Raw genomic sequence first — 22,230 nt, forward strand, 5'->3', positions numbered from 1 at the left:
GGCCTGATCGCGGCACAGCTCTCATCAGACTGAAGAAGGGCGGCCCCTGGGATGCCGCTGAGGGTCAGGCAGGTGGGTCTTTCGCGACGGCCGGGGCCAGCAGTTCGGCCAGCCGTCGCTGTCCGGCCAGGCCGGGGTGGATGCCGTCATCGGCCCAGTCACCCGCATCCTGGCCCAAGCCCCGAAGGCTGACGAACGCAACACCGCGCTGGGTGCACACCCGGTCGGTCACCCTGTCCAGAGTGCGACAGTCCTCCTCGAGCAGTGCCGTCAATGGCCATGAGAGTCGGGGTGCCCGGCCAAGCGGGGGGCACCCGGCCACCACCACCCGCGGGACGTGAGCCAGCAGGCCCAGCGAGGCGTCGAGCTCCACCTCCCATTCCCTGGGCGACGTGCGGGCCAGAACGTCGTGCATGCCCACCAGGACCACGACCGCCTCGGCTGCCGGGCTCACCCGAGGAACCTGGCTCTCGTGCAGTCCCAGCGACGAGGCCCCCGGTTCAGCCAGCACCTGCCACAGAACGCTGCGTCCCGTCGCCTCGGCCACCCGACGCCCGAGTGTTCCCGGCAGGCCCTCTGCCGCGCTCTGCGTCCCGGCGCCGGTCGCTGTGGCATCGCCCAGCAAGACCAGGTGCATCCGCTCGGTGCCGTGGGCGGCGGCCTTTGGTGCTCCGGCTGGTGGCTCGGCCAACCCGTGGGGCGCGTCGGAGGGCAGAGCGACATCGGCCAGATCCCCCAACAACCGCTCACCCTGTGAGACGGCGAAGGGGCGCAGTAACGCCGAGAGCGGATTCATGCGCGAAACACTACCCACCAAGACTTTGACGCGAGAGAATGACGATGTACATTTAGTACAACGTTCAACAACGAGGAGCATCGTGAAGATCGGCATCATCGTCGGCAGCACCCGCCAGAATCGCGTCGGCAAGCAGGTTGGCGAGTGGGTGGCAGCTCGCGCCGAGGCCCGCACCGACGCCACCTTCGAGCTGGTGGACCTGGCCGATTTCAACCTGCCCTTCATGACCAGCCCTGTTCCCCCGGCCGCCCTCGGCAAGCAGTACCCCGAGCCGGAGATCCAGGCCTGGAGCAAGAAGATCGACGAGTTCGACGGCTTCGTCTTCGTCACCCCCGAGTACAACCACGGCGTCCCGGCTGCCTTCAAGAATGCCGTCGACGTGCTGGGTGCCGAGTGGATGAAGAAGGCCATCGCCTTCGTCGGCTATGGCGCCTCGGGCGGCATCATGTCGGTGGAGAACTGGCGCAACATCGTCGCCAACTTCAACATGTACGACATTCGCAATGCGCTGGCCATCAGCATCTTCACCGACTTCGCCGACGGTCAGTTCACCCCTGCCGAGCGTCTCACTGGTGAGATCAACGACCTCTTCGACACCCTCGTCCCCGCCGCCAAGGCCATGGCGACGCTGCGCTGACCGCAGCCCCACGAACATGTGGGCACGCACCCGGTGAGTTGACCTGGGTGCGTGCCCACGTGCAATTCCCGCCAGAAACAGATGCATCGCGGGGGATCCCCTGCACTATGTGCACTGGACCCCCGCGATGCATCTGTTTCTGGCGTCGCTTGGGGATTCGGGGGCGAAGAGGGGCTCAGGTCACCCGTGGCGGCTGGGCGGGTGTGGCGACCTGCGGGGTGCCGGGCGTGGTCACCCGTGCCCGTGGCGGCAGGCGGGGTCCAAAGGCAGGCGGGGTCCAAAGGCAGGCGGGGTCCAATGGCAGGCGGGGTTCAAAGACAGGCCGTGTTCAAAGACAAGCGGACGCAAGTTCCCCGGCCCGCCTGCCATAACCGCCGCCGAAGAGCACGGCGTGCACCAGCACCGGATGCAGCTGGTGCAGCGCCACTCGGTCCTGCCAGCCAGGGGCGGGGCAGTAGACCTCGGCCCACGCGTCGCGGATCCTCTCCAGATGGGGAGCGCCGAACAGTGCGAGCATCGCCAGGTCAGTCTCCGCATGCCCGCCATGGGCCGCGGGGTCGATCAGCACCACGCCGTTGGGCGTGAAGAGCACATTTCCCGCCCACAGGTCGCCATGGATCCGGGCGGCAGGGCGGTCATCGTCGAAGTCGCCGGCCATCAGCCGTCGGCAGACGGCCTCCACCGCCGACAGTGCCTGAGGACTGAGGGATCCCGCGTCGAAGGCCTGCCGGGCAAAGGGTTGGAGCCGGAACTGCGCGTAGAAGGCACCCCAGCTCTCCAGCGGGTGTGACGGCATGGGCAACCGGGCTTGGCCAATGAAGCCATCGCCGGACCAGCCGGGTGGGGGAGCCCCGAATCCGCCCACGGCAGGGGGCGGTGAGCCACTGCCCACTCCAGTGAGGTGGGTCAGGGCCAACCGGTGACCGAATTGTTCCGCCGCCTCCACTGTTGGGGCAGTGGGCTGCAGGCGCTCCTCCTGGATCTGCTCGTCATCCCAGCCCACCACGCGCACCACCGGCGCACCGCCGTCCGCGGCCGCGTCGCCGAGCCAGCGAAGTCCCCGCGCCTCCCAAGCGAACATTCCCCTGGGTGCACCCGGCTGGCGCTTGGTGAACAGCTCGGCCACCTCAGGCCACCCCGAGCATCACCGAGCCGACATAGACACAGAAGACGCAGGTCACGCAGCCCAGGATGGCCGGTAGCCAGGGATGCGGCCGGCGCCAGTGTTCCTTGGCCACTGTCATCAGTGCCGTGCAGAGGCTCACCAGTCCGGGAGCCAACAGGAGCAGGGCCTTGGCATTCCACTCCGAGGAGAAGGCGGGGCAGGCCACCCGGCAGGGGCGTGCCATGCGGCTGACTCCCAGGCCCAGCAGCGTCGTGCTCAGGCCGAACAGCACCACTGCGGCGATCGCCAGCCAGGCCACCAGGTGGTTGCGGGGCGCCGGGGCAGCAGGATTCACCTCGCCGGGCTGTGTCTGGGGGGCGAGGGCGGGGGTGTCGAACGCTGGGGAAGCGCTCTCGTCGGCCGGATCGGGACGGCCAAACTCGATCATGTGTCCCACTCTATGTTGTGATCCGTGGCGGTGCTTGGGGTCTGCCGCGGATCGGGATGGGGGGGTCAGCGGCGCAGCTTCGGGATGCCGACCTTCTTCTTGGGGTCCTTCACGGAGGATCGTTCATTGAGCTCGATCCAGCGGGAATCGCAGCCCGGGCAGCGGTAGACCGGGGCGCCCTCCACCTTGTCTGCGGTCTTGATGATGCCGCAGCCGTCCTGACAGGTGTTGCTCTCGATGAATCGTGCAGGCATGCATCAATCCTGCACGATGGCCCGCCGTGGCGTCATCCCGCCATCAAGTGTCCCTGTGGTGGAAGGATTTTCGACGCGTCGAGGCCACCAGAACCGCTCGCCCAGCAGCAGCCCGAGCGATGGCACGAGCACTGTGCGCACCACCAGGGTGTCCAGCAGCACACCGATGAAGATGACCACGCCCAGCTGGGCCAGCACCACCAGGGGCAGCACGCCCAGGACGGCGAAGACGGCGGCGAGCAGGATTCCGGCGCTGGTGATGACGCCGCCCGTGGCGGTGAGGGCCCGCAGCATGCCGAGGTGTGGTCCGTGTTCGCGGGACTCCTCACTGGCCCGGGTGATCAGGAAGATGTTGTAGTCCACTCCCAGCGCCACCAGGAAGACGAAGGCGTACAGCGGAACCGTGCCGTCAATCCGTTCGAAGCCGAGCAGGCCGGTGAAGACCCACCACGCCAGCCCCAGGGCGGAGACATAGGTGAGCAGCACCGTGCCCACCAGGATGACCGGCGCCACCAGCGATCGCAGCAGCAGGACCAGGGCCAGGAAGACCAGTCCCAGCACGACGGGGAAGATCACCAGCCTGTCCCGGGCATTGCCGTCGGCGCTGTCCAGACGCTGCGCCTCCGTGCCGCCCACATGGGTCTCGGGTAGGTCTTCGACGGCATCACGGATTGCGCGGACGGTGGCTGCCGACTCCTCGGATCCGGTGGGGGAGGAGGTGGTGACCTGCAGTTCCGCCACATCGGCGCCGGCAGCGGTTGGCTGCACCGAGCTGACTCCGGGCACCGTCTTGAGCAGTGTGGTGACCTGCTGGGTCTGGTTGGGCGGGGTGGTGATGATCGTCGGGTTGGCGGCACCGGCCGGGTAGGACTGCGCCAGGCGGTCGGCGGCAGTGATCGCCTCGGGCTTGCGCAGGAACTGCTCCGACGGGCTGAGCCCCAGCTGGATGGAGAACATGCCGATGGAGGCGAGTGCCAGCAGCAGTGTGGAGGCGATGGCCACCTTGCCGGGTTGACGCTCGACGAAGCGCCCGACGCGCGCCCAGATCGAGTCCCCCTCGATGATGGACGGTTCACCCACCCTGGGGCTGCGCGGCCAGAAGATCCACCGGCCGAAGGCCACCAGTGCGCCCGGCAGCACCACCAGGACGAAGAAGGCGGCAATCAGCACGCCGACGGCGCAGGCCACGCCCAGCCCCCGGGTGGCGGGGAAGACGGACAGGACCAGCGTCATCAGGCCGACGAAGACGGTGGAGGCGCTGGCGATGACCGGTTCGACGGTGCGTCGGGCTGCCACCTTCATGGCCTCGAAGCGGTCCTCGTGGCGGCGCAGTTCGTCGCGATAGCGCGAGATCAGCAGGAGCGCGTAGTCGGTGCCGGCGCCGAAGACCAGCACCGAGAGGATGCCGGTGGTTGACTCATCCCAGGCCAGTCCCAGGCCGCTGAGCACGTGGGTGGCGAGTACGGCTGCGAGCCGATCGGCGACGCCCACCACGAGCAGGGGGATCATCCACAGCACCGGGGAGCGGTAGGTGAAGACCAACAGGATGGCCACCACCAGGGCGGTGGTGCCCAGCAGCTTGAAGTTGGCGCCGTCGAAGACGGCCCCCAGGTCCGTCTGGATCGCCGCGGGGCCGGTCACCTGGGCGGTTACGCCGTCGGGCAGGTTGGCGCGGGCCTGCTCACGTAGGCTGGTCACCTTCTCGTCGTAGTCGGTGGCCCCGACGCCCTGGACGGTGACGGGGACGATCACGGCGGTGCCGTCCTCACTGGGGATCATCGGGGGCTTCGGCATGCCGCTGAGCTGGCTGGCCTTCTGCCCGATGATGCCCAGGGCCTGGGGGGTGAGCTCCGTGTCGCTCGCGAAGAGGATGATCGCCTGGCTGGAGTTCTTGCTGGGCAGCGACTGCTGCGCCTCGACGAGGGCTGCGGATTGGCTGCCAGCCGGCAGCGAGTCCAGCGCGGAGCGGGTGCGGGTGGCCTCGCCCAGCCCCACCATGGCGGCAACGCCGGCCAGCAGCAGGACGAGTGAGAGCAGTGGCCAGGCGAGGCGCCTGCGTGCAGAGGGGCGTTCCGTGCGGGACGAGTCCTCGTGCTGGGGTGTGCCCGAATCGTCGAGGGGTGCTTCGCCTCGTCGGGGCGCGGGGGAAGGGGTGGTGCTCACGCGATGCCGCCTAGGGGTGGAAGTGGTTAAGATCGCTGACAACACGTCAGGTTAACAACCTTGGCGTCGACGGAAAAGGCTCGCGCCGACGGAAATCCTGCGTCGATCTGGATTCAGCTCCTCAGACGTGACGGCGTGGGAGAATCCAGCAGAGTGGAAGGGTTGGCAGGAGGACGAGATGGACGAGAGAGGACGTCGGGTGGTGCGTGAGAGCGTGCCCACCTGGACCCCGTCCCCGGTCCTGACCTCGCTCAACGAGCTCGCCCACGTGATGGGGCTGGCCTGGCCCGCGGTGGCCCGCCGGGCAGACCTCACCGACTCCGAACTCCATGCCCTGCGGGAGCTCGCGCAGCGCGATGTCGGTCCGGCAGAGCTGGCTCGCACCCTGGGGGTGACCCGGGCTGCCGCCACGGGCATCGTCGACCGCCTGGTGGCCAAGGGTCACGTGGAACGCCACGCCCACCCCACCGACCGTCGGCGCACCGTGCTGGACCTGACCGAGTCCGGCCGTGGCGAGGTGGCGGGATTGCTCGCGCCGATGCTCACCGCCCTTGCCGAATCCGACGCGAAGCTGACTGAGCAGGAAAAGGTGCTGGTCAGCCGCTTCCTCGACGAGGTGATCGAGGCCGTGCGCACGGTCCTCTGAGTGCGAGCCCTGCGTCCCTTCAGCACGTCCACCCGTCGCGTCCCATGGAACGGATCACGCACGTCGAATCGCGACGCACGGCACAGTGGGGGCATGAGGATCGCAGTCATCGGAACAGGCGCACTGGGCGGGTACTTCGGCGGGCTGTTGGCCCGCGACGGGCACGAGGTGGTCTTCACGGCCCGTGGGGAACACCTCCGTGCGCTGCAGGGCGACGGCCTGCGCATCACCGGGCAGACCAGCCTGGCGATGCCCATCGACGTCACCGACGACGCCACGACGATCCCCCCGGTGGAGCTGGTGCTCCTGGCGGTCAAGGCCACCCAGCTCGACGATGTGCTGCCCACTCTGGCCGGGATGATCGGCCCGGGGACGGCCGTCATCACCTTGCAGAACGGGATCGAGGCACCCCAGCAGGTGGCCGACGTGCTGGGGCAGGAACACGTGCTGCCGGGCATCGTCCGGGTCTACACCCGCATCGCGGCGCCTGGTGTGATCGACCACATGGGCGGCCCGGGTTCCATCACCTTCGGCGAATGGGACAACGCTGCCAGTGAGCGTGCCGGACGGATCCGGGAGGCCTTCCAGCACGCCGGGATCGTCAGCGAGGCCCAGGCCGACATCTGGCAGGACCTGTGGCACAAGGTGATGTTCGTCGTGCCCACCGGCATGCTCGGAGCGCTCGCCGGGGTGGAGCTCGGCGCGCAGCGCACCACCCTGCGCCAGGGGCTGACTGCGCTGATGGCCGAGGTGGCGCAGGTGGGAACCGCTCACGGGATCGACCTCGACGGGGCAGTGGAGCAGACGCTGGCCTTCGCACACCGGATGCCCGCCGAGGCCACCACCTCCATGCACCGCGACCTCGACGAGGGGCGCCCGGGCGAGCTCGATCCGTTGGTGGGGGGCATCCGTCGTCTGGGTGCAGCCGTCGGGGTCCCGACGCCGGTCTTCGACCTGGTGCACGAGGTGCTGTTGCAGCGCCTGCAGTGAGGCCCCTCAATCACGCTGGTGGGGTGGGCGCGGAGCCCCACCCCACCAGCGGATCCTTACGCGTCACCGCTCGCTTGGTGCTGTGCCAACCGAATCCGGTCATTCCGCAAGAGGTCGGCAAGCGAAATTCAAGCTGGTTTTGTGACAATCGTTGTTGTTGCCAGCATCAGGCTCGCATCAAAGACGATGCCCACGACTGCTGCCGCGAGGCAAAAGCCAGCCGCCAAGCCCGCCCATCGCCTACTTCCTCGCATTCGCCAGCAGAGAAGGGCAAGCGCGGCACACAAGACTGGTGAGAATGGCTGGAATGGCATCGAAGCGAGAGCCAAAATTCCCAGGATTGGGCAAGAAAGATCACTTGGGTGAAGGCTCGATATGTTCGTTTTGGTCGCGGTGTATTCCATTCTTGTGTCAGCTGAGATTGCAGCTGGTGGAGGACTTGTAGTTGTAGCCGTTGGCATTGAGCCGAAGCTGCAGGCAAGGGGAGGGGTTCTGGAGCGGATATCCCGCCACATTCAGCTGGAACTTCCACTGCGCCCTGCCGCGTCCCTCCCGGCCGGCATTGAATGTGTTCTTCGTGGGGAATCCGTTCGCGAGATCCCAGCCGGGTGCAATGATTTCGTGCCAGACGTTGTAGACAGACACGCTGGTCACCCTTCCGCTGCCGACGCAAACCGAGGTGGTCTGACCGTACTTGACCAGCGTGATGCCAACAATCGACTTCCCTGCTGCGGAGTTTTGCATGGCCCAGCAACCGGAGTACCACTGTGGGACGGTGCTTCCGACCCCGGCATTGTTCAGGGCCTTTGCCATGGTGGTGTCGCCCGGGGCTCCGGTGGCGGTGTTTCTCGGGGCGGAGACCTTGGTCTCTGTCGAGACAATCTTGGAGGCCTCCCCGTAGGCCTCCTTCTCGGCTGGATCGAGGGCTTGGAAGGCGGCATTGGGATTGGCACAGGACATCACTCGGCGAGCGATCGCCTGGCCTGTCTTCTCGGAGCCCTTTGTGTCGGCTGGTGCGGCGTGGGCGGGCATTGCCCAGATTGCACTGGTGGCAAGGGCGAGTGCTGCTACGGCGAATCGGGGGGGGTCAGCATGGGAGTGTCCTTCCTTCGGTCTTCATTGACCGGCCGGGGGTGGCCTTGAAGCAAGGATGGGGCAAACCGTCGTTTGGGGTAAGGCCTTTGTGGGACTTTCTCACTCCAGTTTTACTTGTGTGGAAGGGATTTCTCGGTGACGGGCTGCCCTGCTCAGAGCTGCTGGCTGCGCAGATAGCGCCCGAAATGGGGCACCGTGAAGGCCACCTTGCCGCGTTCGGCCGAATAGATCAGCCCCTTCTTCATCAGGGCGTCGCGGGCCGGCGAGAGACTCTGGGGCTTGCGGTCCAGTACGTGCGCGACGGTGGCGGTGTGCACCTGGTCGGCATCGTCATCGCCGTCGGAAGCCTCCGCCATGGCACGCAGGTACTCGCGTTCGGCAGGAGTGGCGCGCTCGAAGCGGGAGCCGAAGAAGCCGACGGCCAGTTCCGCCTCGGCCTCGGGAGTGGCGACGCGCACGTCGTCCGCGGTGATGGGGCTGCTGGGCGCCAGGTCCCAGACCACCTTGCCGTAGGCCTGGATGAAGTAGGGGTAGCCGCCGGTCAGCTGGTACATCTGCGTCAGGGCCTCCTCCTCGAAGGCGGCCTCCTCGTCCTCGGCGGGCAGTGTCAGCGCCAGGTCTGCGGCCGCGCGGTCGAGTCGGTCGATCCGGTTGTAGCGGAAGAGACGCTCCGAATAGCTCTTGGACGCGCTGAGCACGGCGGGCAGGTGCGGCAGGCCTGCTCCGACGACGATCAGCGGAAGGCGCTGCTGACTCAGCTCGTGCACCGCGGCGCACATGGCGGAGACGTCGTCGGGGCGCAGGTCCTGCATCTCGTCGATGAAGATGCCGATGCCCACGCCCATGTCCTGCGCCAGGCCACCGACGTCGGTGAACAGTTCCACCAGGTCGATCTCGATGTCTCCGGAATCAGCCCGGCCCTTGGTGGCGGGCACCATGATCCCGGGATTCCACTTCTCGTTGAGTTTGGCACCGGGCTTGGCGTCGCGCTCGATGAAGGCCTTGATGGTGCCCAGTACGGTGTCCGCGTCGGGATGGCCCAATTCGCGGACGGCCATGTGCAGTGCGGCACCCAGCGGGCGACGGATGCCCTGCTCCGGGCGCGCCTCGAACTTGCCGGTGCCCCACTTGGCGCGCACCGCCTGCCCGCGCAGGGCATTGAGCAACACGGTCTTCCCGACGCCACGCAGCCCGGTGAGGATGATGGACCGCTCTGGCCGCCCCTTGGCCGTGCGCTCCAGGACGACGTCGAAGGTACGGATCTGCTCGTCGCGGCCGGCGAGCTCCGGTGGTCGCTGGCCGGCGCCAGGGGCGTACGGATTGCGGATCGGGTCCATGGATTCGAGTGTATGCGTGGCTCTAGCGATTTCCCGAGAGGGGTCCAGAGATCTCTCGAATCGGCCAGAGATCTCTCGAATCGGATGGTGCGGCCGGTGGTGCGCGAGGTGGCTCGGTGCATGCGCCGCCCCGGTTCGGCTCCCCTCGAACCCGCGGGCTGCGACCATGGCGTGTGATCATCGTCGTCTTCGTGCTGCTCACCATCTGCCTGGAGATGTCCATCTACCTGGCGGGAAAGGCCGTGGTTGCCGTGGTGCGACGGATGCGCATTCTCGCCCACCCCGGCTGGGTTTTCACTCGGGCGGTGGTGGAGCGCGTCGAGAACAACGCACATCCGGACCAGCTGGACTCCTATGTGATCCGCTACCCCATCGACGATGGCACCTGGCGTCGGAAGGAGATCCGAACCCACCGGCTGCCCCGGGTGGGTTTCGAGGCTCCGCTGCGCTTCGATCCGGCGAACCCCCAGCGCATCGTCGGGTGGTGCGTGCCCAGTCCGACTCCGCGCAAGGCGCTCGCGATCGCGGTTCTTTCGGGGGTGCTGGCGGCGCTCGCCTTCTGGCTCCATCTGCGGTGAGGTCGCGGTCTTCGGTGATTGTGAGCTGCCGGTCTGGACTCGTGGAATGGTGCAGCGACGGGTCGTCTCCCGTCTTCTTGATGACTATTAATGCCTCTAGGGAAAACCAGATATTGGCGTGAAGTTCCTTGTCAAACCCTTGTGCAACGATTAACGCAACGTTCTGCTCTCGAAAAGTTCCGAAAAGTGGTGACAACGAGCTGATGGGTATGTAAGGCTTGCCTAAGTAAGCCAAGCCTAAGCAACCAAAGACGCCACCCACGGCGTCCCGCCCACTGAAGGACCCAACGATGCTCCGACGCCTCATCACCCCCATCGCTGCCGCCGCACTGGTGCTCACCGCCAGTGCCTGTGGATCGCAGGACACCGCCACTCCCGCTGCCAAGAGCGACGAGAAGATCAGCGTGAAGCACGCGCAGGGCACCACCGAGGTCGCCAAGAACCCCAGCAAGGTCGTCGTGCTGGACTACGCCGTGCTCGACAACATGCGCGCGCTCGGCGTCTCCGAGAACGTCATCGGCGTGCCGACCAAGACGCTTCCCAAGTTCATGGACGAGTTCAAGGACAAGGACAACGTGGGCACCCTCAAGGAGCCCGATGTCGAGAAGATCGCCGAGCTGGAGCCCGACGTCATCCTGATCGGGGGCCGCACCGCCCCCAAGTACGCCGACCTCAACAAGGTGGCCCCAACCGTGGACCTCACCGCCGACAGCAAGGACTTCCTTGGCTCGCTGGAGAAGAATGCCGGCGTCATCGCCGAGATCTACGGCAAGCAGGATGCCCTCAAGACCCAGCTCGATGAGGTGACCAAGGCCGTCGACGAGACGAAGGCCGCGGCCAAGAATGCCGGCACCGGGCTGGTGCTGCTGACCAGCGGCGGCAAGCTCTCGGCCTACGGCCCCGGCAGCCGCTTCGGCATCATCCATGAGGAGTTCGGCGTCACCCCCGCCGCCAAGGACCTCAAGGTGGACAACCACGGTCAGGCCGTGAGCTTCGAGTTCATCAGCTCCACCAACCCCGACCGCATGTTCGTCATCGACCGTGACGCCGCGACCGGCCAGGGCGGCAACAGCGCACAGCAGGTGCTCGACAACGCGCTGGTGAACAAGACCAAGGCCGCGCAGGACAAGAAGATCACCTACCTGGACGGCTCCCGCTGGTACCTGCTGGGCACCGGCCTCGACAACACCGTCGAGATGGCCAACGAGATCAAGAAGGGTCTGGCATGAGCCTCCTGACGATCGACAGGAGCGCCACTCGCGCTGCCGCCCCGACGCCCGCCGTGCGCCCCCGCACGGCGGGCGCCGCCGCGTCCGCGGCCCCTCGCCGCAGCCGCACCGGCAATGCCGTCGCGATGATCGCCGGGCTGGTGTGCCTGGCCGTGCTGGCCGCCGGATCGCTGGTGGTGGGCGTCGCCGAGCTGGACGCGAACGTGCTGCTCAATTCGCGCCTTCCCCGCACGATCGCCCTGGTGTTGTCCGGCAGCGCCCTGGCGGTCAGCGGCCAGATCATGCAGCTGCTCACCCGCAATGTCTTCGTCGAGCCCAGCACCGCCGGCACCATGGAATTCGCCACCGCCGGGCTGCTGGTCAGCGCGCTGTTCTTCCCCGGGGCGCCCGTGGTCGTCAAGATGATCTTCGGTGCGGTCGCCGCGCTGCTGGGCACCGCCATCTTCCTGCGCATCCTGGCCGTGGTGCCGCTGCGCGACATGCTGGTCACCCCGCTGGTCGGCATGATGCTGGGTGGCGTGGTCAGCGCCGGCGTCACCTTCGTGGCCTACCGGATGGACCTGGTCCAGTCGCTCAGCTCCTGGACCACCGGCGACTTCTCCGCCGTGCTGGCCGGACGCTACGAGCTGCTGTGGATCGCCGGTGCCCTCACCGTGCTGGCCGCACTGCTGGCCGACCGCTTCACCGTCGCCGGCATGGGCGAGGCCTTCACCACCAACCTGGGGCTCAACCACCGTCGCACCGTGATGATCGGCATGTCGGTGGTGGCCGTGGTCAGCGCCACCGTGGTGGTGACCGTCGGCGCCCTGCCCTTCCTGGGTCTGGTGGTGCCCAACATCGTGCGCAACACGATCGGTGACAACTGCCGCCGCGCCGTGCCGTGGGTGGCCCTGCTGGGCGCCGCCTTCGTGCTGGTCTGTGACCTGGTCTCCCGAATGGTGATCCACCCCTTCGAGATGCCGATCGGCACCGTGATGGGTGTCACCGGCGCGATCGCCTTCCTCGTGATCCTGCTGCGGGGACGTCGTTGACCCTTGAGACGTCGCCCGTGGCCGCCACTGCTGCTGGCCGCGGGCGACGCAGCCTGTCCCCCGCCACCCGGGTGGGCCTGCTGGCCCTCGCCGCGGCGGCGATCGTCGCCTTCTACCTGGGTTACAAACTGCCGGTGGGCTCCAACTTCGTGCTCAACCGTCGCCTGGTCACGATTGCGACGATGAGCCTGGTGGCCGTCGCCATCGGGGTCGCGACGGTGCTCTTCCACACCGTCACCGCCAACCGGATCCTGACCCCGTCGATCATGGGCCTGGACGCGCTCTACCTGGCCCTGCAGACGGCCTCGGTCTTCTTCCTGGGCATCGTCGTGGTCAACCCCGTGGCGCAATACCTGGTGGTGCTGGTCTCGATGGTGGGCTTCGCCCTGCTGTTGTTCGGCTTCATGCTGGTCAAGCTCAACCGCTCGGTCACCATGATGGTGCTCGTGGGCGTGCTGCTGGGCGGGCTCTTCCGCGGCCTGTCCAGCTTCATGCAGCGCGTGCTCGATCCGGAGGCCTTCGTGGTGCTCAGCGACCGATTCTTCGCAGACTTCACCGGCACCAATCCCGGTCTGCTGGGCATCAGTGCGGTGCTGGTGGGATTGGCCGTCGCCTGGGTCTGGCATTCGCGGCGTGAGCTCGACGTGATCGCCCTGGGGCGTGACCTGGCCATCGGCCTGGGCGTCAACCACCGTCGCGCCAGCCTGGTGCACCTGGTGCTGGTCGCGCTGCTGGTGGGCACCTCCACCGCCCTGGTGGGCCCGACGATGTTCTTTGGCCTGCTGGTGGCACACCTCACCTACCGGGTGGTGGGCACCCACCATCACGCCTTCACCGTGCCCGCCGTCGGCTTCGCCGGCATCATCACCCTGGTGGGCGGCCAGCTGCTCTTCGAACGCATCCTGGGCTTCGAGGGTTCGCTCTCGATGGTCGTGGAGTTCGTCGGCGGCATCACCTTCCTCGTCCTGCTCCTTCGATCCTCACGCGCCGGGAGGCCCGCATGATCATCACCGACCACCTCCAGGCCAAGTACGGCGAGACGGTCGTCGTCGATGATGTGACGATCGAGATCCCCGCCCGCGGTGTCACGGCGCTGGTGGGGCCCAACGGTGCCGGCAAGTCGACGCTGCTTGCGATGATCTCGCGCCTGCTGGAGCCCGCCTACGGCCGGGTGCTGGTCGACGACCTGGACATCCAGAAGACGCCCAGCGACCAGCTCGCCCGCAAGCTCGCCATCCTGCGCCAGGACAACCACCTGGCGGTGCGCCTGACGGTGCGAGACCTGGTGGCCTTTGGCCGCTACCCCCACTCCAAGGGGCGGCTGACCATCGAGGACGAGGCCCACATCGAGCAGGCCATGGAATACCTCGACCTGGCTCCCTTCGCCGACCGTTTTCTCGACCAGCTTTCGGGTGGTCAGCGGCAGCGCGCCTTCGTCGCGATGGTGCTGGCGCAGGACACCGACCACATCCTGCTGGACGAGCCCCTGAACAACCTGGACATGAGCCACGGCGTGCGAATGATGCGCCAGATGCGACGCGCGGCCGACGAGCTGGGCAAGAGTATCGTCATCGTCCTGCACGACCTGAATGCCGCCAGCCTCTACGCCGACCACATCGTCGTGATGGCCGACGGCCAGGTGGTGGCGGCCGGATCGCCGGAGGAGATCATGCAGGAGGAACTACTCAGCGAGGTCTTCGGGCTGCCGATCCGGGTGCGTGAGATCGACGGTGAGCGGGTGGCGCTGCACTACGCCCGCTGACGCGCCGCGCGGTGTGGTGCGCCGCTGGGTTGTGATTGCAGTGTCCGCCTGCCGGCTGCCGGGTGGCCACTCTCGGGCGCCCGGGTTGTCTGCCCTTCGCCTCTCGCTGCCAGAAACAGATGCATAGGCGGTGTCCAGTGCAGTAGATGCACTGGACACCGCCTATGCATCTGTTTCTGTACTGCTGGTGCTGGTGCTGGTGCTGGTGCTGGGTGCTGGGCACAAGTCGACAGGGCGGGAATCGTGACAAGGCCGACCGTGGTGTCCGTCGATGGTGCACACTGGTGGCATGGAGACGGTCAGTGATCAGTACCCCGAGGAGGTCGGGCGGGCGGCGTGGGGATCGGTTCCTGCTGCCGGCTACATCCTGTTCACGTTCAGCGTGCTCCTGGCTGTCCTGGCCTACGGGCTGGTGCTGGGTCCCCTGGTTGCGCGGAATGCCCCAGCAGCATGGTTCATCGCGCTGCAGGTGGCGATCACCGGGTTGTGCGCCCTGGTCATGGATCGCCTCTTGGTGGAGGCTGGCCGGCGTTCCCTGTCCCACGTGCTGTCCTGGTCTGGATTGATGATTGCGTGGCCGGGTCTGGCCTGGAGCTTCTTTCGGGGCGTTGGGATCTGGGTCTTCGCCTGGCCGCTGGGGCCGGCCCTGCTCTTCCTGTTTCCGATCCTGTGGTTCGCAGTCGTCGATCGGGTCACCTGCGGCCGGGCGGACACGGCCGTTTCACGTGCAACGATCTCACAGTATTAAATTGTATTTATATTTTTCTATACCAAGGAATAGTTCCCCAGAGCTTTCGGGTCCGGTGGCTGCTCCCGCTCGCTACCTGGCGTTTGTGGGCGAAGCTCGACCTTTCTGGATGTGTCTCTCGAATTCCCAAGAATTGGGTAGAGGCGGCGATCATCGGGGGGCGGTCGAATCATTCATGCACCCACAGGGTGCGGGCCCCCACCGTGGCGTGGGGGCCCGCACCCTGCGTCGTGAACGGCCGGTGACGGATCAGGCCAGCGCGTCGGGGCGGAAGGAGCCAGTGGGCGCCTCGCAGTAGAAGTAGGAGCCCTTGTCGCTGCGGTGGTAGTCGTACTTCTCGCCGTCGACGGAGAAGACCAGCTTGCTGCCGTGAACCAGGGCCTGGATGTAGACGTACCCTTCCTTGGCGCATCCCAGGGAACCGTCATTCCAGGTGCCACCCTGGAGCGAGGTGATGCTGATGTCGGTCATCGAGACGCCCTCACGCTGGGCCAGGTCGAACATGGCCTGCGTGACTCGCGGATCGCTGGTGCTGGCGGGCCCGGCGGCCGTGGCGACCGTGGTGGGCAGTGCGAGGCCGAGGGCTGCAAGGCCGGTGACGGCCAGGGTGGTGATGGTCTTCATCGGTATCTCCTTTGGTGTGGTCGGAGGGGGGCGGGCGCTCCCTCCATGCATCACGTTAGCAGCCCGGAATTCCGGCCCACAACGAAAAATCTCCTACCTTGGCGGGCTTACGGAGAGCATTTGCGGTGCCAAGGACACCCCAAGTGAAGAGTTGTGCCACATCTCCTCTCCGTCTGGTTGGCCAGCTGGCCAGACGCTTCAGCGGGCAAGTCGATGACGGCGCAGCAGCGCGGCGCGATGAGCCTCTCCCGCTGTGGGGGGCGACGCCTTCGGTGCAGCGAACTCTTCAACCCGTGAACCATGAGCGCATCTCGGCAGCTGCACGGCGTCCGGTAACGCAAGGACACCCCGACTCAGACCAAAGTCGGGGTGTCTCGCCGGGGGTGGTGCTGGCACGATCAAGTTGTCGCGTGGATCCGGCCAGCAACTTGATCGGGGTGTGCGTCGGCGTCAGCTCTTCCCCAGCAGGAAGTCGACCGCCTGGCGACCGGTCCAGCCGTCGGGGTGCAGCTCCAGCAACCGCTGGGCGCCGGTGAGGTCCTGCCCCAGCGTGATGCCGGGCACCTCCCGGTAGCCGTCCTTGCGCTCCTGTCCCAGCCCGATGTTGGTGATCAGGCAGTTGCACAGGCACTTGCGACCCACGGTGTCCTCGATCTTGCCGCCCTTCTTGAGGTAGGCGTCGACGGGCTCCGAGGCGCAGCGGTAGCCGATGCTGCCGTTCTCGCGCTGGTATGGCACGCGCAGGTAACTCAGGTCGCAGAGCCTGGGGCGGGCCTCGTAGACCTCCGGGTCGCTCAGGGTGCCGGGCACCTGGGCGATCTTGAACGGGAAGCCGGTGGGGGAGGCTCGGGGGTCATTGCGCACGTCGAGCTCGCCGGTACCCAGCCGGGCCACCATCTGCTCGCGCAGGTCATCGCGCATGCCGGACTCCTTGGCCAGGGCAAAGATCGTGCCGCACTGCACGCCCTCGGCGCCGGCTTCCTTGGCCTGCTGCACCAGCTCCGGGGTGGCGTAGGCACCGGCCAGCCAGAAGGGCGAACCGACGGCGGCCATCTTGGCCAGGTCGGCCATGTCGCGGTCTGCGTAGATCGGGTCGCCCTTCTCGTCCAGGCTCATCCTGCCGCGCGGGGGAGCGGAGTGGCCACCGGCGATCGGCCCCTCGACGACGAAGCCGAAGGGCTTGATCTTCTCGTCGCGGTTGAGGAAGTTGGCCAGCGAGTGCACCGAGATGATGGCCAGGAAGCGGGGTGGCTCGACGGGCTCCATGGGCTGGCCCAGGATGGCCGTCGGATCGGCGCTGGACCAGACGGCCTCGCCGCCGTCGACGTCCACGTGCACACCTCCGGGGCGGCCGGCGGCCAGATCGCGGAGCAGCTGCGGGATCTCGCGCGGGATCCCGGCCCCCATCAGGACATAGTCGACGCCCGCCAGCACGGCGCCCAGCGCGCCGGTTGGGGTGGCCATCTGCACCTTCTCCAGGAAGTTGATCCCCACCAGGCCGTCGTGGCCCTCCTTGGCCAGCCAGACCTCGGCGAAATTGCCCGCGACGCACAGCTCGGCGATGGCCTGCTTGGGGTTGATGGTGATCGTGTCGTGCGGCCGGTAGGGCGCTCCCTGACGTCCGTCGGGCAGGTAGAACTTGTCGATGATTCGCTGCGCTACCGCCTGGTTGGGGAAGTGCGCCAGGGCGCGACGGTAGTGGCCTCCGGGGTCACCGTCCTGCAGGGTGCGCGCCAGGACGGCATCGAGGGCGGTGCCGGAGACGACGCCCAGTTCGCCGGCCAGACTCACCTCACGGGCCAACTGCCAGCTGGACACGGCGATACCCATGCCGCCCTGGATGACGGTGGGAAGGGGGTGCTCGGTCATCAGGACTCCTCATTACGCGGGCGTAAGTTACTCGTGCGTAACCTACGCTAGCGTAGCAAGCTGGACTTCCTACCTGGAAGGACTACAACCAGCCAGGGGATTGCTGGTGGGGATCCCACAAGGCCGGTCGGCCGCCGTGCCCAGCGCGTCGCCCTCTGCCCGAAACAGACGTCGATCCCCACTCGGGTGAGGGGTGGGGATCGACGTGAGATCTCGACGGGCCAGGGCCTCGGCCGTCTGGTCCAGCAGCGAGGCCAAGGCGTCAGAGCGTCTCGTGCTCCGGGGTGTCGGGCTCGTAGGCGACGTCGGCGAAGACATCCTGCAGCTCGTTCAGCCACCACTGGTCGAGCGGGCGACGGAACTCGGGATCCACGTGCTCGTCCATGTGGGCCAGGGGCTGCTTGGCCACCTTCCCCTGCTGCAGACCGATGTACCAGGCCTTGTTCTGCCGTCCGGAGGTGTCCCCCCAGCTCTCGTCGAGCAGGTTGATGGCGTGCGAGACCAGTCGGGTGGCGAGCAGTCGGTCGAAGGGGGTCGGGGCGCCGCCCTGCTGGATGTGCCCCAGCACCAGGTGGCGCACGTCGAAGCTGTCCTTGCCCTCCTCCTCCAGCAGCTTGGCCAGGAATTCGGTGTCGTAGTGCTCGCTGGCACGCTCATTGCGGATCGCCAGGAAGCGACGACGTCCGTTCTCGAAGGAGCCGCGCAGCCACTCGACGTCGCGGTAGAGGTCACCCAGGCTGATGCCGGTCTCATGCAGGTAGGCGCGCTCGGCGCCGGACGCCAGACCACTCATCAGCGCCAGGTAGCCGCAGTAGCGGCCCATCGTCTCCACGACGAAGGCGCGCTTCGTGGCCGACCCCGACATCTTGATCCGGTCGATCGCCTCGACGGCCACGTTCAGGGCGGTGTCCGCCCCGATCGACAGCTCCGAGCCGGGGACATTGTTGTCGATCGTGGCCGGTACGCAGACGATCGGGATGTTGAAGGACGGGTAGCGATCCCGCTCGGAGTGCAGCAGGTGGGCCGCCTGGTAGGCATTCCAGCCGCCGATCACCAGCAGGCCGTCGACGTCGTGGTCCTCCAGGGCCCGATTGATCGAGTAGAGGTGCTCCAGGCCGGGGATGGTGCGACGAGTGCCCAGCTCGGCACCGCCCTCGCCCGTCCACCCCTCCACGTCATCCCAGGTGAGCTCCTCGATCTGGCCGTCGCGCATGCCGACGAAGCCATTGCGAACGCCGAGCATGGTGTGACCACGGCTGATGCCCAGGCGCACGGCAGCGCGGGCCGCCGTGTTCATGCCCGGGGCAAGACCGCCCGCGTGCACGATCGCGACGCGCTTGGCGTCGGTGCCGGGAGCCACCTGGCTGGGCTCCGCCAATTCGTGGAAGATCGTGCGCATCTCCGTGAAGGAGCCACCGCGCAGCTCCATGGCGGCTTCGAAGTCGCCCTCCTTGATGCACTCCGGCACCCTGCGGGTGTCCTTCACGGCCTCCATCAAGTCCGTTGGCACCACACGGTTGCCGCGCAGCACCATCACATTGCCGGGGCTGTCCGGGGTGGCGGCCAGCACCTCCTTGGCGGCCTCGTGGCCCAGCCAGGTGGAGGCCCAGCGGTCGTAGGCACTGGGCGTTCCGCCGCGCTGCACGTGGCCAAGGATCGTGACGCGGGCATCCTCGCCCAGCCGCTCCTCCAGGGTGGAGCGCACGTACTCGCTGGTGATGCGGTTGCCGTCGCGGTCCTGTGCGCCCTCCGCGATGATGACGATCGAGTCGCGACGGCCGGCATCGCGGCCGCGCTTCAGCTCGGCACACATCCGGTCCTCCCAGCCGTCGGCCGGCGGATTCTCCGGGATCAGACAGAAGTCACAGCCGCCGGCGACGGACGCCATCAGGGCGAGGTAGCCGCAGTGGCGTCCCATCACCTCCACGACGAAGCTGCGCTGGTGGCTGGCTGCCGTGCTCGCCAGGTCGTCGATCGCGGTGACGATGCGGTGCAGCGCGCTGTCGGCGCCGATGGTCATGTCGGTGCCCACCAGGTCATTGTCGATCGAGCCGACGATGCCCGCGATCATCAGGGTGGGATGCGCGTCGGCCTGTTCGCGGGTGATCCGCCCGGCCGTCGCCAACTCGTCCAGCAGGCCGGGCCACTCCTGGCGGAACATGTCCAGGCCGGACAGCGATCCGTCGCCGCCGATCACCACCAGGTGGTCGATGCCGTGCTCGACGAGATTCTCGGCCGCCTTGAGCCGCCCGTCGCGCTCCCGGAATTCCTTGCTCCGGAAGGTTCCGATCAGGGTGCCGCCGCGGTGGATGATCGAGCCGACGTCATCCCAGTCGAACTTCTTGATCCCGTCGCCGCCGTCGATCATCCCCTGGTAGCCCTCGTAGATGGCGTACGGCTCGGCTCCCAGCCGGATGGCGGTGCGCACCACGGCGCGGACCGCGGCATTCATGCCCTGGGCGTCGCCGCCCGAGGTCAGGACACCGATCTTCACGGGCTCGCCCGACGGGTTGGTCTGATGGGTCACGTGGTCAGAAGTGCTCACCCGACCATTCTTGCTGGCCGGGAGTGCACAGGACAGGCCGGGTGCGACTGTTGACGTGAAGTTCACCGAAGCGCCAACAGGCTGGGCCGCCCGCCAGCGGCTTGGCCCGATGGGCGAGACTGGGGTCCATGTGGCGAAAGATCGTGGTGATCCTGTTGGGCGTGGCACTGGCGGCTGGCTTCGGCGTCAGCGCCCTCGCACCGCAGCAGTCCACCGTCGAACGCGACGTGGAACCCTTCCTGGCCAATTACGACGGGCAGGCGGCCGCCTACTGGCGCACCGGCCGGACCGAGTGGCCGGCGCTGGAGAAGTCCCTTGGCCCGATCCGGTCGGCGGTGCAGGCGGAGGGCTTCCAGATCACGGAAGCTGCCTCGCAGAGCGTCGTGGAGGAAGCCAAGCGCGAGGGCAATCGGTGGGTCGTGAAGGCCAGCACCACCACCAGTTGGACCTTGGTGGGGATCCCGTCGGCGGCCACCGGGTCCACGCCGTCCCCCAGCGCAGCGCCGACGCAGACCTCCTCCAGTTCCACCGATGCGCACCGGTTCACCTTCGACGCGCAGTCCGGCGAGCTGGTCTCCGACGAATTCCTCCCCGACTCCTGATCAGGCGGCCGCGACCCGACGGGCCCAGCGCCTGGCCAGGTCGCTGAGGCTGCGGTCCAGGGTGTCATTGCCGATCACGACGTCCTCCACCGGGAGCCCGACGGCCGCCAGCCCCGCCGTCGGCTGGCCGTCGCGGCCCAGGCAGGTGCCATCGCGGTCGATGTCGAGGCCGCGTCGGCCACGAGCCAGCCGCACGTGGCCGCGGGCAGCGAGATCGTCGATCAGCGGCGTGCGGGCCCTGCGGGCGCCGGGCGGGCTGAGGACGGCATCCACCACGACGTCGGGCTGGGAATCACCAGCGGGCAGGTTCGTGATCCGCTCACCGACCTGCACGCCCGACTCCAACCAGGACAGGTCGATCACACCGCGTTCGCACAGGTCGGCGATGCGGATCGCGGTACCCAGCGGCGGGCCGAAACCGAAGCGCTCCAGGCTACTGGCCACTTCCCGGTAGTGCTGCCAGCTGTCTGCCCCGGCGTCGGCAAAGGAAAGTCTGGACACCACGACGGGGCGCAGTGTTGCCCAGGCCCGGCCCAACATCCACGCAGCTCCCGGCCGGGCGGCGCGTTCGGCGTGGGCGATTGAGCGGTTCAGGGCGCTCAGCGCGCGCGGAGCCTCCTGCAGATCGGGCTCCCAGCCAGTGGTGATGGTCGTGTGGACCTCGGCGCGAGCCAGGTCGGGGCTGTGGCCGTTGAGCACCATCAGCTGGGTGGCGGCCTCGGCCACGGTGTCCACGACGCCCATCGGGTCGGGCGGCATGGTGGCGGCCAACAGGTCCATCGCTTCCTGCTCATCGGGGAGCAGCTCGTGACCGTGCGACGGGGTCGCCATCACGAAGCGTCCCGTGACGCCCAGGGGCAGGATGCGGGCCGGCCACTGGGAGCGGGGCCGCCCCTCGGTCAGGGCCAGGGCTGCGTCGACGAAGGTCAGAGCTGCACCGCGCATGGCGACGGTGCAGCCGGCGGGAACCTGTTCCTCATTGAGCCAGCGGTCGACGGGGTAGACGGCCTCCACCAGTCGCGTGGGCTGCTCGGGGTCCCAATGGTGTGCCAGGCGGTCGTCGTGGTCCGGGGCATGGCCAGTGGCCAGCAGAACCTCGTCGACGATGCGTGGCATGTCCGACTCGACGAGCCAGCCCTGCTCGGTGCGAGTGATGCCGGAGACCGGCCAGGGGTGGGTGAGCACGCGGACGCCGGTGGGCGGCTCCTGGATGGTGCGGGTGCGGGCGGCGTGGAAGTAGGCACCGACGCGGTGGCGTGGAACCTCGCCGTCGGGGTCGATGCCGTGGGTGCGCAGCCATTCGGACAGGGGCTCCATCGGGCGTACCTGGACGCCGCGGGTGTGGATGTTGAGGCGTAGGAACTCTGGCTGGTCGAGTGCGAACCCGCTGCCGGTGCCCGGCAGGACCGGGTCATAGCAGTGAACCTCCAGGGCGTCGGGGCCGGACCACGCGTGCACCAGCTCTGTGAGGGCGTGGATGCCGTGTGGCCCCTGACCGATGATTGCCACCCTCATGACGCTTCGCATCTCCCTGGTCCTGCGCGGTGTCTGTGCCGCGAACCTTCCTGGCACCATGATGACCCACCGATTTGGGGAGAAAGGTCGTCTCACGGACGAACTTGAACAACTGCCCGATTTCACCGCGGGAAAGTTGATGAACTTCATTCTGTTAACAGGTCATTTTGGGGCGCAGGATGGTCATTCGGGATTGCCCGTGCGGCAGGGGATCCCCGGCTCGCTGGGATTGCCTCCGGCGTCTTGTGGAGGCGTC

The 22,230-nt window shown here is 67.5% G+C and carries 21 protein-coding genes; 10 read left to right on the forward strand and 11 right to left on the reverse strand.

Annotated elements, in window-relative coordinates; genetic code table 11:
• Window positions 1–64 precede the first annotated feature (64 nt).
• Entirely contained in the window at window positions 65–796 is a 732-nt protein-coding gene (locus ACTQ49_RS10210; protein WP_441827740.1) for an SGNH/GDSL hydrolase family protein, read from the reverse strand.
• An 82-nt stretch (window positions 797–878) separates the two neighbouring features.
• Here ACTQ49_RS10210 and ACTQ49_RS10215 point away from each other — a divergent pair, with 82 nt between their 5' ends.
• Entirely contained in the window at window positions 879–1,433 is a 555-nt protein-coding gene (locus ACTQ49_RS10215) for an NADPH-dependent FMN reductase (RefSeq protein ID WP_441827741.1), read from the forward strand.
• A 328-nt stretch (window positions 1,434–1,761) separates the two neighbouring features.
• On the opposite strand, the gene ACTQ49_RS10220 is transcribed toward ACTQ49_RS10215, so the two are convergent.
• From ACTQ49_RS10220 to ACTQ49_RS10235, 4 genes are all read right to left on the reverse strand, one after another.
• Entirely contained in the window at window positions 1,762–2,559 is a 798-nt protein-coding gene (locus ACTQ49_RS10220; RefSeq protein WP_441827742.1) for a fructosamine kinase family protein, read from the reverse strand.
• A gap of 1 nt (window position 2,560) precedes the next feature.
• Window positions 2,561–2,986, reverse strand: coding sequence for a hypothetical protein (locus ACTQ49_RS10225; RefSeq protein WP_441827743.1), 426 nt, complete (start codon window positions 2,984–2,986; stop codon window positions 2,561–2,563).
• A 65-nt stretch (window positions 2,987–3,051) separates the two neighbouring features.
• Complete coding sequence (locus ACTQ49_RS10230) at window positions 3,052–3,240, reverse strand: hypothetical protein (protein ID WP_441827744.1); 189 nt, start codon at window positions 3,238–3,240, stop codon at window positions 3,052–3,054.
• Window positions 3,241–3,243: 3 nt separating this feature from the next.
• Window positions 3,244–5,403 carry an MMPL family transporter gene (locus ACTQ49_RS10235; protein ID WP_441827745.1) on the reverse strand — a complete coding sequence of 720 codons (2,160 nt, stop codon included), beginning with the start codon at window positions 5,401–5,403 and terminating at the stop codon, window positions 3,244–3,246.
• A gap of 178 nt (window positions 5,404–5,581) precedes the next feature.
• Between ACTQ49_RS10235 and ACTQ49_RS10240 the strand changes: the two genes are divergently transcribed.
• A complete protein-coding gene (locus tag ACTQ49_RS10240; protein WP_441827746.1) occupies window positions 5,582–6,049 on the forward strand; it encodes a MarR family winged helix-turn-helix transcriptional regulator in 468 nt (155 codons plus the stop codon).
• Window positions 6,050–6,142: 93 nt separating this feature from the next.
• Window positions 6,143–7,039 (forward strand): 2-dehydropantoate 2-reductase, encoded by an 897-nt coding sequence (locus tag ACTQ49_RS10245; RefSeq protein ID WP_441827747.1) that lies wholly within the window; start codon window positions 6,143–6,145, stop codon window positions 7,037–7,039.
• Between the two features lie 411 nt (window positions 7,040–7,450).
• Here ACTQ49_RS10245 and ACTQ49_RS10250 read toward each other — a convergent pair whose 3' ends face one another.
• Window positions 7,451–8,071 carry a hypothetical protein gene (locus tag ACTQ49_RS10250; protein ID WP_441827748.1) on the reverse strand — a complete coding sequence of 207 codons (621 nt, stop codon included), beginning with the start codon at window positions 8,069–8,071 and terminating at the stop codon, window positions 7,451–7,453.
• A gap of 215 nt (window positions 8,072–8,286) precedes the next feature.
• Window positions 8,287–9,471, reverse strand: a complete 1,185-nt coding sequence (locus ACTQ49_RS10255; RefSeq protein ID WP_441827749.1) for an ATP-binding protein — start codon at window positions 9,469–9,471, stop codon at window positions 8,287–8,289.
• Between the two features lie 173 nt (window positions 9,472–9,644).
• Here ACTQ49_RS10255 and ACTQ49_RS10260 point away from each other — a divergent pair, with 173 nt between their 5' ends.
• The 6 genes from ACTQ49_RS10260 (at window position 9,645) to ACTQ49_RS10285 (ending at window position 14,819) form a co-directional block, all read left to right on the forward strand.
• A complete protein-coding gene (locus ACTQ49_RS10260; RefSeq protein ID WP_441827750.1) occupies window positions 9,645–10,049 on the forward strand; it encodes a hypothetical protein in 405 nt (134 codons plus the stop codon).
• 290 nt (window positions 10,050–10,339) lie between these two features.
• A complete protein-coding gene (locus tag ACTQ49_RS10265; RefSeq protein ID WP_441827751.1) occupies window positions 10,340–11,278 on the forward strand; it encodes a siderophore ABC transporter substrate-binding protein in 939 nt (312 codons plus the stop codon).
• Window positions 11,275–12,309, forward strand: coding sequence for an ABC transporter permease (locus ACTQ49_RS10270; protein ID WP_441827752.1), 1,035 nt, complete (start codon window positions 11,275–11,277; stop codon window positions 12,307–12,309). Before ACTQ49_RS10265 ends, ACTQ49_RS10270 begins: the two co-directional genes overlap by 4 nt.
• A 17-nt stretch (window positions 12,310–12,326) precedes the next feature.
• On the forward strand, window positions 12,327–13,313 hold the full coding sequence (locus ACTQ49_RS10275; RefSeq protein ID WP_420176283.1) for an iron chelate uptake ABC transporter family permease subunit: 987 nt from the start codon (window positions 12,327–12,329) through the stop codon (window positions 13,311–13,313).
• Window positions 13,310–14,071: an iron ABC transporter ATP-binding protein gene (locus ACTQ49_RS10280; RefSeq protein WP_441827753.1), complete on the forward strand. Its 762-nt coding sequence runs from the start codon at window positions 13,310–13,312 to the stop codon at window positions 14,069–14,071. The genes ACTQ49_RS10275 and ACTQ49_RS10280 overlap by 4 nt, the downstream gene beginning before the upstream one ends.
• Window positions 14,072–14,360: 289 nt before the next feature.
• Window positions 14,361–14,819, forward strand: coding sequence for a hypothetical protein (locus tag ACTQ49_RS10285; protein WP_441827754.1), 459 nt, complete (start codon window positions 14,361–14,363; stop codon window positions 14,817–14,819).
• A gap of 249 nt (window positions 14,820–15,068) precedes the next feature.
• Here ACTQ49_RS10285 and ACTQ49_RS10290 read toward each other — a convergent pair whose 3' ends face one another.
• The 3 genes from ACTQ49_RS10290 to ACTQ49_RS10300 form a co-directional block, all read right to left on the reverse strand.
• A complete protein-coding gene (locus ACTQ49_RS10290; protein WP_441827755.1) occupies window positions 15,069–15,443 on the reverse strand; it encodes a hypothetical protein in 375 nt (124 codons plus the stop codon).
• 450 nt (window positions 15,444–15,893) lie between these two features.
• Window positions 15,894–17,312 (reverse strand): nitronate monooxygenase, encoded by a 1,419-nt coding sequence (locus ACTQ49_RS10295; protein ID WP_441827756.1) that lies wholly within the window; start codon window positions 17,310–17,312, stop codon window positions 15,894–15,896.
• 262 nt (window positions 17,313–17,574) lie between these two features.
• Window positions 17,575–19,857 carry a 6-phosphofructokinase gene (locus ACTQ49_RS10300; protein ID WP_441827757.1) on the reverse strand — a complete coding sequence of 761 codons (2,283 nt, stop codon included), beginning with the start codon at window positions 19,855–19,857 and terminating at the stop codon, window positions 17,575–17,577.
• A gap of 128 nt (window positions 19,858–19,985) precedes the next feature.
• On the opposite strand from ACTQ49_RS10300, the gene ACTQ49_RS10305 reads away from it, so the two are divergent.
• Entirely contained in the window at window positions 19,986–20,459 is a 474-nt protein-coding gene (locus ACTQ49_RS10305; protein ID WP_441827758.1) for a hypothetical protein, read from the forward strand.
• Here the strand turns inward: ACTQ49_RS10305 and ACTQ49_RS10310 are convergent, their stop codons facing one another.
• Window positions 20,460–21,968, reverse strand: coding sequence for an FAD/NAD(P)-binding protein (locus tag ACTQ49_RS10310; protein WP_441827759.1), 1,509 nt, complete (start codon window positions 21,966–21,968; stop codon window positions 20,460–20,462). It lies immediately after the preceding gene.
• Window positions 21,969–22,230: the final 262 nt, after the last annotated feature.

The sequence above is a fragment of the Luteococcus sp. Sow4_B9 genome, assembly GCF_052116585.1.
Taxonomy (GTDB): domain Bacteria; phylum Actinomycetota; class Actinomycetes; order Propionibacteriales; family Propionibacteriaceae; genus Luteococcus.